Raw genomic sequence first — 14,096 nt, 5'->3', positions numbered from 1 at the left:
GCACGTGCGTCGGCGGCGGACCGAACAGATGGCCGGCGAGCTCGCCGAACTGCGACGAGAGAGCCGAGGCCAATCTGACCGACCGGATCGAGACGCCGTAATCGCAGCATTGAGCGCTCGGTTCCGGCAGATCCTCAATGACGTCGGCTACCCCAAGCACAACAACACCGGGGCCATTGATACCAAGCTTGTGCCCTCAGCGCGGTTGCGACCCTTCACCTCCGCATCCAGCGGTGGTCAGGTACTTCAGAGCCTTGCCTGGATCTTGGCGATCTTCGAGGTCGGTTACGAGACAGGTGCCCACCACCCAGGCTTCCTGCTCATCGACACTCCGCAGAAGAACCTTGGCGGCAAGGCTGCGGCGGACGACGAGGAGTTCGCAGACGTTCATCTCGTCGAACGCTTCTATCAGCATGTGCTTTCGTGGTTGGACGGTCCGGGTCGAGGTGCTCAGATCGTCATCGTCGACAACACCCCGCCTCCGATTGCCGAGCCTCACATCGCCGTGCGCTTTACCCGAGACCCGGATCATGGCCGCTTCGGTCTGATCGACAACGAGATCGGGTGAGGGCTCCGCCTCTTGGTATGCAGCAGGTCGAACGCGTGGCGGTCTCGGGGCCGACGCTACCGCCCGCCGGATTGCGGGAGCACGTCACCAGGCGACGACAGCCACACAACGAGTTATCCACAGGCCTGAAGGTCGTGGTTGCGCAGCCGGTCTCGAAGGCGGAGCCTTGTGTTGCCCGGCGAGGTCACTCCCCGCGGCGCCGGCCACACCTACGGGCGGTGGGGCGCCGTACGCAGCAGGCCACCGGGCACCCACGCGGGCCGGACGGCCACTGGTGGGGTGCAGCGAGGTGACGCCGAAAATGGCAGTAGGGCGATCTCGCAGGTATGACGGCACCGGATTCAGCCAGTGTCATCCGCCGTCGACGTCATGACGACACGAACGGGCAACTCGCCTCCACCGAGTTCCGACCCCTGTGGTGCCCGGCTTCCCCGGGAGGGCCAAGACGTCCGTCACGTCGGGGAGCAGCAGCTGCAGTCAGCTACTGTTGTGGCCCCGCCAGGCTTTCACGAGCACGAACTGGTTGCAGGCTCCGCGGTTGGTGAGCTGGCCGAGATGATCTGTCTGAGGGTGTCGATCGCAGTGTTCGCTGCCGTGGTGAGTGTTGCGTCGAGGTCGGCGGGAACGGGCTGTCCGAGACCTGCGGCGGCGATCGTCTCGGTGAGGGCGGCGCTGATATTGCGGCTGTAAGGCAGCGTCGGAGACTGGGTGAGTAGTTCCGCTGCTGGGTAGGCGTCCAGGTCGCCTGCGATGATCTGTTCGATTTTGCCGACGACGGCTTGGGTGTCGTGGTGGCCGGCGAGACCGATGACGGTAAGGCCAGCCCGTATGAGGAAGACGGTGTGCTCGGGTGGGGCATCGAGCGCGGCATAGGCACATAGCATCGTGTCGACGTCGGCGTTGATGTCGGCGCCAGCGAATCTGCCGGCGAGAACGCTCAAGCACGCGGCGACGCACATTTCCCAGGGGTCGGTCACGACGGCGGTGTCGATCAGCGTTCGCGCCTCGCGGTGTCCGCCGCTGGTGGCTGCCGAGATGATCGCGATTTGTCGACCGTCCAGCAGCCGGTCGCCGATCCCGTGGTGGCTCGGGCCTGCTGATGGGCTTGATCCCACCGGCCGGCGCGGCAGAGGGCCCTGAGGCCGTCGGAGAGCAGCACCATCCACAACGCCTCGACGAGCGCTCGTCGGGCATCGCCTGGTCGGGCGATGGCGCCGAGATCGACAGTCCGGCCGTCGATCGTGGTGGGGGCGTTGCGGCGGACGGCTTCGAACATGGCCTGGTGCACGTGGTAGGCGGTGGTGCCGTTGCCGACTCTGGTGTGGAGTCTGCCGATGTTGATCAGTGGTTGGATGGCGGTCTTCGCGGTGGGTTCGTCGTACGGGCCGCCGCTAGTGAAGGCCTCGAACTGCCGCCAGCACAGCGCCTGGGCGGCGTCTGGCATCGCGCAGTCGCTGTAGATCAGCGCGGCCAGGTTGAGGGCCTTCGCGGCGTGATCGATTGACCGGTGGTGCTGCGCGGTTTCGGCGCTCCGCCGGATGCGTTCGACGCGTTCGGGCAGGGACCGGCACAGGGGTTTGGAGCGGGGCAGGAGCGGAAATCGCAGGGCGGCAAGGTCGGTGAGTTCTGGTGCCGGTCGGGTGGCTGCTGGCATGGTTCCGCTCCTGCCCTGGAAGGGGTGGATCAGATCGGTGACCTCACCACGTGACGGTGAGAGTGGTGTACGGGCGCGCGAAGTAGCGTGCGGTGCTGACCGAGTCGGGGTTGCGGTACGCGGTGACGGTGGGCTGACCCGGACGGGACTTGTCCCACTCGGCCAGCAGGTCGACAGTGGTTTCAGCGAGCGTGCCGTGCTGGGGCCCGCAGGCGACGACGCCGAGTTCGGCGACGTCGTCGCTCAGGTCTCGGGTGACGAGGTAGCTGACCGTGCCGTCGTCGTAGAGGGCGGCGCCGCCCCACCGGCGGGCCGGATCGATTCCCGCCGAGCGGGCCTCGGCGGTGACAGCCAGCCGGCCGAACCGGGCGGTGGCGTGGGTAAGCAGCCACAGGTCGAGGTGGTCGGCCGGGTCATGGTCGTAGCGGGCGGTGATGCCGGTCCATTGTTCGTGACGGGTCTGGCCGAACCCGTCGGTGAGCGCAGCCGGGTCCGGCTGGTCGGTTGATTCGACCCGGAACACGACGTCGTCGGTAAGGTTGATGCGCTGCTCGTCGCGTTCGGTCACGCCGCGCATCGGGACGAACCCGCAGACGACCGCGCCGTCGGCGACGAGCCGCCCGGCGCCGGTGCGGTTGAACGCGAGTGAGCGGGTCAGGCCGCTGCCGTGCAGGCGCAGCGGGACGACGATCCGGCCGGTGGGGGTGAGTTGGTTCCAGAATGCCGGTGGCAGGTCGAACGCGCCTGCGGTGACGATGATCCGGTCGTACGGGGCCTGGTCGGTGTGTCCGAGCGCGCCGTCACCGGCGATGACGGTCACGTGCGGGTATCCGGCGGCGGTGAGATGCTCGGCGGCGCTGGCGGCGAAGGCCGGGTCGAACTCGATCGTGACGACGGTGCCGTCTACGCCAGTGAGCTCGGAAAGCAGCGCGGCGTTGACGCCGGTGGCCGCGCCGATTTCGAGGATGCGCTGGCCGGGGTGAACGGTGAGTTGTTCGAGCATGGTCGCGACCATGTTCGGGGCGGATGCCGACGACAGTGACATGCCGGCGTCGTCGCGTCGGGTGACGACAGGGGTGCGGCCGTACGCCACGTCCAAGGGCACTTCGGGGAGGAACAGTTCCCGGCGCACGGTGCGGAAGGCGGTTTCCACCATCGGGGTGCGGAACGTGCCGCGGCCCTTGATCCAGTCTGCGAGTTCGTGGCGGAGGCGGGCGCTGTTGTCGGCGTGGGTGGTGTGGGTGTCGGTCACCGCGCCGAGGCTAGCGGGGCCGCCGCTGCTGGCGGCGATGTTGCTGGCGGTGTCCCGGATTTCACCCGGTGAGTCGAAGACCGCGTGGCGTGCCGCGGTAGCGAGCTGGTACTGGTCTGCGCCGGATACCCCGTGTCGGTTGAACAGGAACATCAGGTGGTGGGTGATCACGGCACGCAGGCCACGGGTCAGCGTCCCAGCTGCGGCGAGTTCCGCGAGACGACGGCCCGTTTCCTGTACGGCGGTGGCCCAAGCGGGCGCATCGCTCAGCGGGCTGCCGGGCGCGTCCGCCGCAAACAGCAGCAGTTGCTCGACAGCGGCGACCATCTGCGCTGGGGGTTCGCCGTCGGCGACTACCGCACGTTCTGTGGCCAGGCGAGCCCGTCATCGGCGATGAGAACCTACGAACGCTTCTTGTACCTCGCTGCGGCGGCTGGTCCACCAGTGCAGGAACTCCTCGTTGGCGAGGAAGAGGTGGTCGCAGCTGTCGTCGCCGCGGTCGTAGTGGAAGTCGAGCTGCCAGAAGTCCGACATGCGTTTCCACCAGAGGCGGTGCAGTCCGTCGAGCAGGTCGTCGTCGGACATTGTGATGACGCTGCGGTAACCGGAGACGAAGGCAGCGGTCCGGGTGAGGTCCAGGACGCCTTGTTCACTGCCGAACTGGATGGTGGCGGTCCGGGCGACTTCTTCGGCGAAGGGTCGGATGCGGATGCGGTCCCAGTCGATGACCGCGGCGATGTGCGCCTCCTGGTTCCAGAGGACATTGCGGTGTTGCAGGTCGCCGTGGGTCCATCCGATTGGGCCGGCGGGTTGATCGCTGGTCGGCCGGTCGGTGGTGTGTGCGGCGATGAGCCGTTTGCGGTGCTGCAGCAGTCCGACTGCTTGCTGGCCGAAGGCGTCGTGGGCGGCCGAGGCGGCGTGCAGGTAGCGGTCCGCGGTGGCGAGCGCGTCCTCAGGTGCGGTGACGGCTGCTTGGAGGGCTTGGTCGGCTGGGTCGAGGCCATCCGGGGGTAATGGGTGGTTGAGGGCTTGGTGGATTCGTCCGAGCACGGTGCCGAGTTCGGTGGCCTGCTCGGGGCTGAGAGCGGGTCCGGGCAGGTGGTGGCCGGTGATCCACGGCAACAGGCAGTAGGCGTGGCCGTCGACGACCAGTACAGGGTCGTCGTCGCGGGTTCGCAGAGGTCGGCAGGTCGGGACACCGCGGTCGGCGAGGTGAGCAAGGACGTGCAGGTTGCGGCGGGCGGTTGATGCGGGGATGTCGATGATGCGTTTGAGGGCGTAGTCGCCACTGTCGGTGATCAGATGCCAGTTGCGGTTCATCAGGCCGTCCGGCAGGTAGGACACCTTCGTCGCGGAGCCGACGCGGAACGCCGCGGTGATCATGTTGAGGTGTGGTGGCGCCAGGGATTCGACCTCTACGTCGTCGGTTGTGCTCATCCGGGTTCCCTGTGTGGTGGAGGTGAGTCATCCAGGTATGAGGTTTCGGTCGCCTGCTCGGCGTCGGGGAGATGGTAGCCGAGCGTGGTGCTGTGCGTGGCGGCCCGCAGGTGCGGCAAGGAGTCTCCACCTGAACGAGGAAACCGGGTGGGCGGGCCGGCGGGGTAGTGCCACCCCGGCTAAAAGGTGATGACCGCGCGGGCGCCGCGGTGGTGGCGGGCTTCGTCGAGGGCGTCGTTGATGTCGGTCAGGCGGTGGTGGGTGGTGACCAGGTCGTCGGTGCGCAGCGTTCCGCTGGTGGCGAGGGCTGCGTAGTGGGGGATGTCGTGGCGGGTGCGGACGGATCCCATGACGGTGCCGGTGATACTGCGGCCGTGGCGCAGCAGCCCGGCGGGCAGGGGCAGGTCAGCGTCGGCCGGCAGCATCCCGAGGATGGTGGCGTGCCCGGTGGGACGCAGCATCCGGAACGCTTGGGTGGCGGTGGCGATGGTTCCGACGGCTTCGATGCTGCGGTGCACGCCGCCGTGGCTGAGCTCGGTGACCGCGGCGACGGGGTCGGTGGTGCTCGGGTCGATGACGTCGGTGGCGCCGAGGGTGTGGGCAAGGGCCCGGCGGTGAGGTTGTGGGTCGACGGCGATGATCTGGGCGGCGCCGGCGATGCGGGCGGCCTGGACGGCGGCCAGGCCGACGCCGCCGCAGCCGATCACGGCGATGCTGGTGCCGGGCTGCGGGCGGGCGATGTTGAAGACGGCGGCGGTGCCGGTGGTGACGCAGCAGGACAGGAGGGCGCCAGCGTCGAAGGACAGTTCGGCGGGCAGAGGGATGAGGTTGGCGGTGTCGACGAGCATGAACTCGGCGAAGGAGGACACGCCGAGGTACTGCCGGGCCGGGTGGCCGTCGATGTGTATCCGGCGGCGTTGCCGCTGTTTGAGGCTGGGGTCGGTGCAATAGACCATCTGTCCGGACAAGCAGTTGGCGCAACGGCCGCAGAAGCTCTGGTCGCAGACGATGACGCGGTCACCGACGTGCACGTCGGCCGTGCCGGGGCCGTGCGCTTGGACGATGCCGGCGGCCTCGTGACCGAGCACTGTGGGGGTGGGGTAGGGGTAGCGGCCGTCGGCGAAGAACACGTCGGTGCCGCAGATCCCGGTGCTCATGGTGCGGATGAGTGCTTCGCCGGGGCCGGGATCGGCCAGAGTGATCGTCTGCAGCTCAAGCGGCTTCCCCGGGATGTGCATGACAGCGGCGAGCGCGGGGTGGGGCACGGAAGTCTCCCTCGGTCAGCGGGTTTAGACGTGGTGGTGCAGGCAGGCGGTGAGCGCGGCGGCGACCTGGTGCATGTAGTCGGCGGCGGGCACGTCGGGGATCTTGACAAGGACGGTTTGTCGACGGGCCTGCTGGTAGCCGGGGAAGGCGTGCGGGTCGGGTGCCGTCCATGGGGTGTGCCTCAGGTGCGGAAACGCGGACCGCAGCAGGGCGGGGTCGGCGAGCAGCGGGCTGGTCAGCCAGTCGTCGTACAGCCGCCGCACGGGTAGCCGCGCCGCGGTCAAGGCGTCGTACAGGGTGTCGGGGTCGGTGACCGGCTCGGAGATGATCAACGGGGTGCCGTACCAGCCGCGTACGGAGCCCGGCGCCAGGACGGGGGCGCCGATCGGGGCGCCGGTGGCGGCGAGTGCCGTGGTGAGTTCGGCGAGGTTGGACTCGGCGGCGACGGCTCGGGCGGGCAGAGCGCGCAGTTGGGTGTGGGCGATGGCGGCGGCCAGGGTGGGCATGCGGGTCTTGTAGCCGAGTCCGGTGCTAGTCAGCGCCAGCAGGTCGGGCTGGGTGAGTTCGGCGGCGAGGCGGTGCGGGTGGTGCCCGACGGTCATGGCCCGCTCGTACACGCGCCGGTCGTTGGTGGTCAGGATGCCGCCTTCACCGGCGGAGACGGGTTTGCGTTCCATCAGCGAGAAGCAGCCCGCGGCACCCCAGGACCCGAGTGGGCGGTCGGCGTAGCGGGCGCCGTGCGCGTGCGAGCAGTCCTCGACGATCGGCTGGTCGGTGGCGGCGAGCAGGGCGTCCATGCGGGCGGGGGTGCCCCAGGCGTGGGTGACCAGCACGGCGCCGCAGCCGGCCGGTACCGCGGCCGGGTCGAGATTGACCGATCCCGGTTCGACATCGCTGAACACGGGATAGCTGCCGGCGTGCAGCGCGACGAGGATCGCGGAGATCCAGGTGAGCGGGGACATGGCCACGCCGGCGTCGGGCGTAACACCGACCGCGTGCAGCGCCGCCTGCAGAGCGGCCGTGCCGGAGTTGAAGGACAGCGCGTGCCAGGTGCCGGTGGCCGCGGCGAAGGCATCTTCGCAGGCGGCGATCGTCGGGCCGCGGCCGGTGTCGGAGAGCCGGCCCTGATCGAGCAGGGCGGCCACGGCCGCATGATCGTCGGGCCCGTACTTGACGGCACGGGGAAACGGCAGGGTGACCGCCGGAATCGTCGAACCAGGGTCAGGCATGGTTGGGCTCCCGGTCGACGGTGACGAGGTGCTTGGCGGCCTGCTCACCGGTGCGGTGCAGGTGGGCGCCGCTGACCCCGTCGGGCAGCGGCGCGGTCCACCAGAAGACGAGCAACTCCTGCCGGACGGCGATGATGTCGTGGTCGGTGTCGGCGGGGGTGTGCAGGATGTCGCCGGCTACGACGCTCACCTGCTGGTCGCCGATGGTGACGGTGCCGGCTCCGGCGGCGACGAACCAGAGTTCCGGAACGTGGTGGTGGTGCCGGTCGAAGCGAGCAGTGCCGTCGGTGCGGATGCGGAACCGTCCGACGGAGGAGGCCGGGTAGCCCTCGGGGATGGTGTTGGGGGTCAGCCGTTCCCGGTCTCTGGTACGGATCAGCAGCATGAGGTCACCTCACAGTTTGAGTGGCGGTTCGGAGCGGTCCGGGACAGATGCGCGGTACCGCGCGCGGGGTGCCGCGGGCCAGGTCTTCGAGGTCGGCGCGGAGCTGCCGCGCTCGCAGCAGCGTGTGGACGGTGTCGTTGCCGGTGGTGTGCACGGCCAGCAGGCTGGCGGCGATCCGTAGCCGGTAGAGGGTCAACGCGGTGCGGGCGGCTTTGTCGGGCGGAGTACGGAAGTAGCCGGTGAAGTGGGCGCGGGTGAGTGCGGCGGGTTCTTGCAGGGACCAGGCGGCGAGGTCGGTGAGCGGGTCACCGCCGCGAACGCTGGCCAGGTCGACCAGGCCGGTGACCCGGCCGTCGGCGGTGATGACGTGCCGGGCAGCCCAGTCGCCGTGCAGCAGCCGCGCCCCGGCGGCGGCGAGCTGGCCGGGGTGCTCGGCGAGGGTGTGGTGGACCTCGTCGAGCAGTGCCCGACACGGCGTTGCGGACGCGGGTGGTGGACGCCGGTCGAGCAGCCAGGCCCGCAGGTCCGGGTGGGTGCCGCGGCCGGCGGCGTCGAGGCGCCCGAATCCGCTGACTGTGATGGCATGCACGCGCCGCAACAGTGCCCCGGCGGCCGCGGCGACGGCACCCATGGTCGGCAGGTCATCCGTGGTGTCCAGGGCCCGACCGGGGCAGCGGGTTTCGACGCAGACCCGAGAGGTGTAGCCGAGCACCCGCGGCGCTGGGATGCCGGCGGCGGCGAGGGTGGCGGCGGCCCACGCCGCGGCCGGGAACCGGCCGGGGCCCCCCGCCACGGTTTTGACCAGCAGCTGATGTTCTGGCGTGCGGGTGGCGTACACGGTGTGGTCGAGGCCGCCGTGCCGGGCCAGCAGCGGGGTATGTCCGGGGTCGACGCCGGCCGCCTCGAGGATGTCGGCGACGGCGGCGTCGATGTCGCCCGGGTCGAGGCCGCCGGGGTCCGGGGTGGTCACGGCCGCCTGCTGCTGGTGGGCGTCGGCGGCGGGTGCGGTACGGCTGCCACGGTGACCGGCCGGCCGGTGGCTGCCGAGCGGCGGGCGGCGTCGAGCAGAGCGATGGAACGCAGCGTGGTGATCGGCCAGCCGGTGTCGGCCGGGCTGGTGTGCAGCATGTCGATCATCGCGGTGATGCACCGCTGGTAGCCGGGCGTCGCGTCGGGCGCGCTGACCGGTGGGTCGAGGGGTGTGCCATGGACCTGCCAGGTGCCGGTGGCCGAGGTGGTCAGGCCGGGACCGGTGAAGCCGCCGCGGTAGCAGAACACCGATCCGTCGGCGAACGTGATCGTCATGGTGGCCAGGGAGGCGTGGGCGCCGAGGAACGGCAAACCGGTCTCGGTGCAGCAGACCTGGACCGGGGCGGCGCTGATCAGAGCTTGGATCTGGTCGAAGGCGTGCACGGCCAGGTCCGTGGTCACCGGGTACGGCTGGGTGCTGCGGAACCCGGGGTCGGCGAGGTCGACCATCACGTCGGCGGTGACCGCGAGCGGTCCGCTGCGGCCGGCGCAGTCGGCCACGACCGGCTGAAACTGCGGGTCGAGGACGCGGTTGTGCATGACGGCGAGGACCCGGCCACTCGTGCGGGCCGTCGTGATCAGATCGACGGCGTCGCCGAGAGCCAACGCGAGCGGCTTCTCCGTCAGCACGTGCAGCCCCGCCCGTAGCGCGTGCCGGGTCACCGCAGCATGCGCGGCTGGTGGGGTGAGGTTGACGGCCACCTGCACCGGACCGGCCGTGGCCGCCTCGGTGAGGGTCGCGGCGGCGCGGGGTACGCCGTAGCGTGCGGCCAGCGCTCGCGCCCGCGTGAGGTCGGGGTCGATGACCGCCACGACGCGGATGCGCGGGTCGGCGTTCAGGGTTCGCAGCCAGCGCGACGCGATGACCCCACAGCCAATGATCACCGCGTTCATGCCAGCACCCCGGGCAGGCGCGCGTCGATGACCGTTGCCGCATGCTCGACGACCTGCTCGGCGGCGACGGTGGCATCCAGCCAGTGACAGTGCCCGGTGAGCGGCCGGTCGGCGAAGTGGTCGTAGAAGCCGACCGCGAACGGCGGGGCGTAGAGCATGCTCGGCATGTCGACCCGGCTGGCCGCCCGGGCGGCCAGAACCGCGGGCGAGGCAAACAGCAGCAGGGTCACGTCGGGCACCGTGAGCGGACCGGCCAGCACGAGGTCCCGGGCGGCGGCGTCACAGTCGAATCCGGCCATCCGTCCGACGGCGTGCGCGTGGGCGAGGACCGTGTCGATGGTGCGGTCGAGTAGAACGTGCCGGCCCGCGGCGGCGGCCCGGGCGGCTTGGCGATGCCGCAAAGCTTCCAGGCGCATCAGCATCCGCACGTTGGCGAGCTGGGCGGGGGCGGTGAACGCGTCCAGCCGAGGTCGCGACGACGGGTGCGGGGCGACGTGGTGGTAGCACGGCACGATCAGCACCTCGCCGAGCTGGGCGGCCAGCGCGGCGGCCAGGGTGCTCTTGCCGACGCAGCTGACCCCTTCCAATCCGATGATCATCGCGGTTCCTCGAGGGCGGCCCGGTGGTGGGTTTTCGGTGACAGCCCGACCGGCCGGCGATGAACGGCCGTGCTGAGCGCGGCGAGCGGGCCGATGCTGCGCAGCAGGTACGCGGCATAGACCTCTGCGCAGGCGGCGGTCTGCTGCAGCAGACCCGGCGGAACCTGTCGGCCGCCGGTGCGCCGGTCGTGCGCGGCGAGCATCCGGGTCGGGGTGACGCAGCCCAGCCACAGCGCGGCGGCGGCGACGGCCCGGACCGGCGCCGGGGTCCGCGGCGTCACCACGGCGGCTGTGCACGCCACGGTCGCCGCCGATGCGAAAGCCCAGGCGGCACCGCGGTAAGCGGCCACGCTCAGCGCCCCGGCGCGCCCGGCGGGTGTGCCGGCCCGCGCCGCGCGGGCTGCGGCGGCGCAGGCCGGGTAGTCGAGGTAGTTGCCGAACCAGCGGCGTTGCTGCCCGATCAGGTCGCGGGGGTGTTCCGGGGCCGCGGCGGTGGCCAGGGCCGGGACGACGTCGACCGGGATGTTGTCGACGGTGAGCCGGAACCCGAACGGCAGGTCGTCCAGGGTGGTGAACTCGGGCAGCCCACCCGTACGAAGCAGGATGTCGCGGCGGATCAGCAGGCCGTGCCCGACGGTCTGGGCCAGCCCGCGCCGCAGCACCCCGAGCACCGGCCGGTCCTGCCGGGTGACATGCGCGTACCGGCGGAACGAGGGGATCTCGCGGCGCAGCGTCCACAGGGTTTGCAGCCGGGCACCGCCACGGGACACCGCCCGCTGCCAGCCCTGGCCGGCGGTTCCGGCGGTGACGAACCGGGCCGACTGCTGCACGACACACGGCAGCTCCCCATCCGCGGCCGCGCGGTGCATGATGAACGCGGCGGTGCGCTGCAGCAGCGCTGGTTCCGGCCGGGAATCGACGTCGTACACCGCGACGAAGTCCCGGTCGCCGACGCCGGTCAGCCGGGCCACGGCCGCGTTGACCTGGGCCGCTTTGCGTCCCGGCCCGTCGTAGCGAACGTGCCGGATCCGGGTGGTGTCGAACGCGCCGCCGGCCAGAAGGGCGGCGACCACCTCACCGGTGCCGGGTATCCGCTCCAGCGCGGCGGCTGCGGCCGGCCGGGTCAAGATGCCGGCCTGCTGCGTCGCCTGCAGCTCCTTGAGGATGGTGTCGTCCAGCTGCGGAAAGCGGGCTGCGGTCACTGGCCGTGCCGGTTCCGCGGTGAGCTGATCGAGCAGCACCGTCCGCTCGTGGTCCTCTCGGCTGCTGCTGACCACGGTCAGTGTCGAGCCGGGCAGTTGCGCCAGCAGGTCGGCGAACCAGCGCAGTGCCGGGCCGACATGCTGCTGTTCCCACAGCACCGGGATGACCATGTGCAGGGTCACCGAGCCGAGGCCGGTCCCATCGGGATCCGCAGGTGGGTCGGCGGGCCGGGTGTCCAGGTAGGCGAGGGTGCGGCGCAGCTGCCACGCCCCGGCCGTGTGCCGGGCTGCGGTCGCGGCCACCGCCCACCACAGCGGGTTGCGCCACAGCCGGCTCATCGCGCACCTACTACCGGCGCCGCGGCGAGGAAACGGCGGTAGCGGTCACGGGCCGGACCCGGCGGGTAGTCGTCGTGCCAGGGCTTGACCGGGCCGGCGAAGTGCAGCACCGCGGCGGTGTCCTCCTCGGCGACCAGTTGCGGCACCGGCAGCCGCCGGCCGTCACGTTCGTGCACGAACCCCGGCAGCCGCGACAGCCCGGAGAAGGCGAAGGTGTTCCACCGCCGGTCCAGGCGCACCCACCGGTCGCCGGCGGCGACGTTGAGCGCGTCCTGGTCCCACAGCCGGGCCTCGTCCGGATGCTGCGTCAGGAACCGGCGGGCGCGGCCGAAAATGTCGTCGCGGGCGCACGCCACCAGATCCAGCAGCAACACCCCGGAGTTGAAATAGTCCCGCCCGTACGGCAGGCCGAGCCGCCGCCAACCCGGCAATGCGATCCCGGAACCGATCGCGGGATTCTGCGGGTCCCGGACCGCGGCCAGAGCCGCGTCGCCCAGCGGGTGCCGCAGCAGCGGCCGTAGGTCATCGACCACCAGCGTGTCGGCGTCCAGGTACAGCACCCGCGGTTCCTCACCCAACACCTCCGGAATCGCCAGCCGCAGGTAGACCGCCGCGCTGACCCACCCCGACACCGGATACCGGTCCGCGACGTCAGTCACCGACCGGACCTGCACCGCCAGCCCGAGCTCGGCCGCCCAACGCACGATCACGGCCCGATCGGCGCGGCCCAACCCGTGATGCAACACGATCAGGCGCAACTGCGACACCGCGCCGGGGTGCGCGGCCGCGATCGACGCCATCAGGGCGCCCAACGCGACGAGATACCGCTGATCGACACCGCAGACGATCGGCGGCAGCCGGTCTTCTGCCGCCGCGTCCACACCGGAATCCGATGACATGATCGATAGACCTTCCCGTCGTAGACCAACGTCGGCGCGAGCAGAACAGCCCGGCCGGGGAACGTGCGCAGCCAACCGTCCACAGCCGCCCATCGGCAGCGGTGCGCTCGGTGCGGATCGGTGCCGTCAGTGTCTGTCGCGTTGTTGTCGTCTCGGTGCGGACAATGGCGCCGATGGTGTGGCGCGCCGAGCGGCTGTGGATCGCGGCGGGACCGGTGGTGTGAATCTGAACCCGCCGAGACTGCGTCTTGACCTGGCGATCGGAAGGCCAACCTCGCGGGGCGCTTCCCTTCGTCTGGCGCTTCTGATGCTGCTCTCTGAGCGGCCGTCAGAGAAGGGCTGTAGCGGCATACCGGAGCGGGGCGACTGTGTCGGCAGGTATGACACCCTGGCCTACCCGCGCCGCGCGGACACACTGGGCGCACGAACGGGGGGCTATATTCCTCGTTACAAGTTGAATGCGCCGGGAAGGATCACCATGATCAACGGCGACGCGATCCGGGCCCTGCGCCGCGTCAGGGGTTTAACGCAACAGGGTCTTGCCGACAAGTCGGGCTGCTCCCTCGACACGGTCCGCCGACTGGAGCAGGGCACCCGGGACAGTGCGAGAATGGCAACGCTGGACGCCATCGCCGGTGCGCTGGAAGTGGGTAGCGCCACGATCCTCAATGAGGACATCCCGATCGGTGTTCCGGCCGGCGCCGTGTGCACCTGCACCTGCGACCGTGACCAGACGGAAGTGGAGATCCATGTGAATCGCCGCGAACTTCTGCGTCTGATCGGTACGTCGGCGGCGGCCATGACCGCTGCCGACGAAGCACCGAGCCTCACGGTTGAACTCGATCACAGAACCGCCGAATCGCCCCTGGATAGAGACCGCGCTGCCGCTCTGGAAAGAGCCAACGTCAAACTGTGGGCCGACTTCGCCGTCGCATCACCCAAGAGCACGATCTACGCACAGGTTCGATCCCAGATCCGACGGTTGACCGACGCCGCGGTCCGACCGCAGCACCTCGACATGCGCACGAGTATCTGCACCATGCTCGCCGACGCCTACCAAATCGCCGGCGAGGTCATGTTCGATCTCAACCGGCATGGCGACGCCGAACACTGCTACGCCATAGCCGCCTCCGCCGCGCAGCAAGCCAATGCCGCTGACCTGTGGGCCTGCGCCATGATCAGGCACTCCTACGTCAGCGTCTACGGCGGCCAGCACGCCGACGCGGTACCCATGCTGCGACTCGCGCTTCGCCTGGCCCGCAACGGCAACAGCGCGCTGTCAACCCGCCACTGGGCCGCTGACGTACTCGCACAGGCCCTGGCGGCAACCGGTGACGCCAAAG

At 70.4% G+C, this 14,096-nt stretch carries 13 protein-coding genes and 1 pseudogene; 2 read left to right on the top strand and 12 right to left on the bottom strand.

Annotation, left to right across the window (positions count from 1 at the left end):
- Window positions 1-568: pseudogene (locus DMB66_RS26905) on the top strand (hypothetical protein); the annotation flags it as partial.
- Window positions 569-1,074: 506 nt separating this feature from the next.
- On the opposite strand, the gene DMB66_RS26900 reads toward DMB66_RS26905, so the two are convergent.
- From DMB66_RS26900 to DMB66_RS26845, 12 genes are all read right to left on the bottom strand, one after another.
- Window positions 1,075-1,545, bottom strand: coding sequence for a hypothetical protein (locus DMB66_RS26900; protein WP_125806898.1), 471 nt, complete (start codon window positions 1,543-1,545; stop codon window positions 1,075-1,077).
- A gap of 14 nt (window positions 1,546-1,559) precedes the next feature.
- Complete coding sequence (locus DMB66_RS26895) at window positions 1,560-2,222, bottom strand: hypothetical protein (RefSeq protein ID WP_125806897.1); 663 nt, start codon at window positions 2,220-2,222, stop codon at window positions 1,560-1,562.
- A 43-nt stretch (window positions 2,223-2,265) separates the two neighbouring features.
- Window positions 2,266-3,801, bottom strand: coding sequence for a methyltransferase, FxLD system (gene fxlM / locus DMB66_RS26890; protein ID WP_125806896.1), 1,536 nt, complete (start codon window positions 3,799-3,801; stop codon window positions 2,266-2,268).
- 57 nt (window positions 3,802-3,858) lie between these two features.
- Complete coding sequence (locus DMB66_RS26885; RefSeq protein ID WP_125806895.1) at window positions 3,859-4,911, bottom strand: phosphotransferase; 1,053 nt, start codon at window positions 4,909-4,911, stop codon at window positions 3,859-3,861.
- A 179-nt stretch (window positions 4,912-5,090) separates the two neighbouring features.
- The gene (locus DMB66_RS26880; protein ID WP_125806894.1) at window positions 5,091-6,176 is read right to left on the bottom strand and encodes a zinc-binding dehydrogenase; all 1,086 of its coding nucleotides are present in this window, start codon (window positions 6,174-6,176) and stop codon (window positions 5,091-5,093) included.
- Window positions 6,177-6,200: 24 nt separating this feature from the next.
- Window positions 6,201-7,406, bottom strand: coding sequence for a DegT/DnrJ/EryC1/StrS family aminotransferase (locus tag DMB66_RS26875; RefSeq protein ID WP_125806893.1), 1,206 nt, complete (start codon window positions 7,404-7,406; stop codon window positions 6,201-6,203).
- Entirely contained in the window at window positions 7,399-7,791 is a 393-nt protein-coding gene (locus DMB66_RS26870; RefSeq protein ID WP_125806892.1) for a cupin domain-containing protein, read from the bottom strand. Before DMB66_RS26870 ends, DMB66_RS26875 begins: the two co-directional genes overlap by 8 nt.
- Before the next feature lie 4 nt (window positions 7,792-7,795).
- Window positions 7,796-8,761, bottom strand: a complete 966-nt coding sequence (locus tag DMB66_RS26865; protein ID WP_125806891.1) for a phosphotransferase family protein — start codon at window positions 8,759-8,761, stop codon at window positions 7,796-7,798.
- Window positions 8,758-9,714, bottom strand: coding sequence for a Gfo/Idh/MocA family protein (locus DMB66_RS26860; protein ID WP_125806890.1), 957 nt, complete (start codon window positions 9,712-9,714; stop codon window positions 8,758-8,760). Before DMB66_RS26860 ends, DMB66_RS26865 begins: the two co-directional genes overlap by 4 nt.
- On the bottom strand, window positions 9,711-10,313 hold the full coding sequence (locus DMB66_RS26855; RefSeq protein ID WP_125806889.1) for an AAA family ATPase: 603 nt from the start codon (window positions 10,311-10,313) through the stop codon (window positions 9,711-9,713). The genes DMB66_RS26860 and DMB66_RS26855 overlap by 4 nt, the downstream gene beginning before the upstream one ends.
- Window positions 10,310-11,854, bottom strand: coding sequence for a glycosyltransferase family 2 protein (locus tag DMB66_RS26850; RefSeq protein ID WP_125806888.1), 1,545 nt, complete (start codon window positions 11,852-11,854; stop codon window positions 10,310-10,312). The genes DMB66_RS26855 and DMB66_RS26850 overlap by 4 nt, the downstream gene beginning before the upstream one ends.
- A complete protein-coding gene (locus tag DMB66_RS26845; RefSeq protein WP_158647375.1) occupies window positions 11,851-12,753 on the bottom strand; it encodes a glycosyltransferase family 8 protein in 903 nt (300 codons plus the stop codon). Before DMB66_RS26845 ends, DMB66_RS26850 begins: the two co-directional genes overlap by 4 nt.
- A gap of 478 nt (window positions 12,754-13,231) precedes the next feature.
- On the opposite strand from DMB66_RS26845, the gene DMB66_RS64065 reads away from it, so the two are divergent.
- Window positions 13,232-14,096: helix-turn-helix domain-containing protein (locus DMB66_RS64065; RefSeq protein ID WP_158647374.1), on the top strand; the 865-nt coding region annotated here is incomplete at its 3' end.

Source organism: Actinoplanes sp. ATCC 53533 (assembly GCF_003947245.1).
Note: the sequence above shows the minus strand (reverse complement) of the source record. Positions and strands in the feature narration are given on the sequence as shown.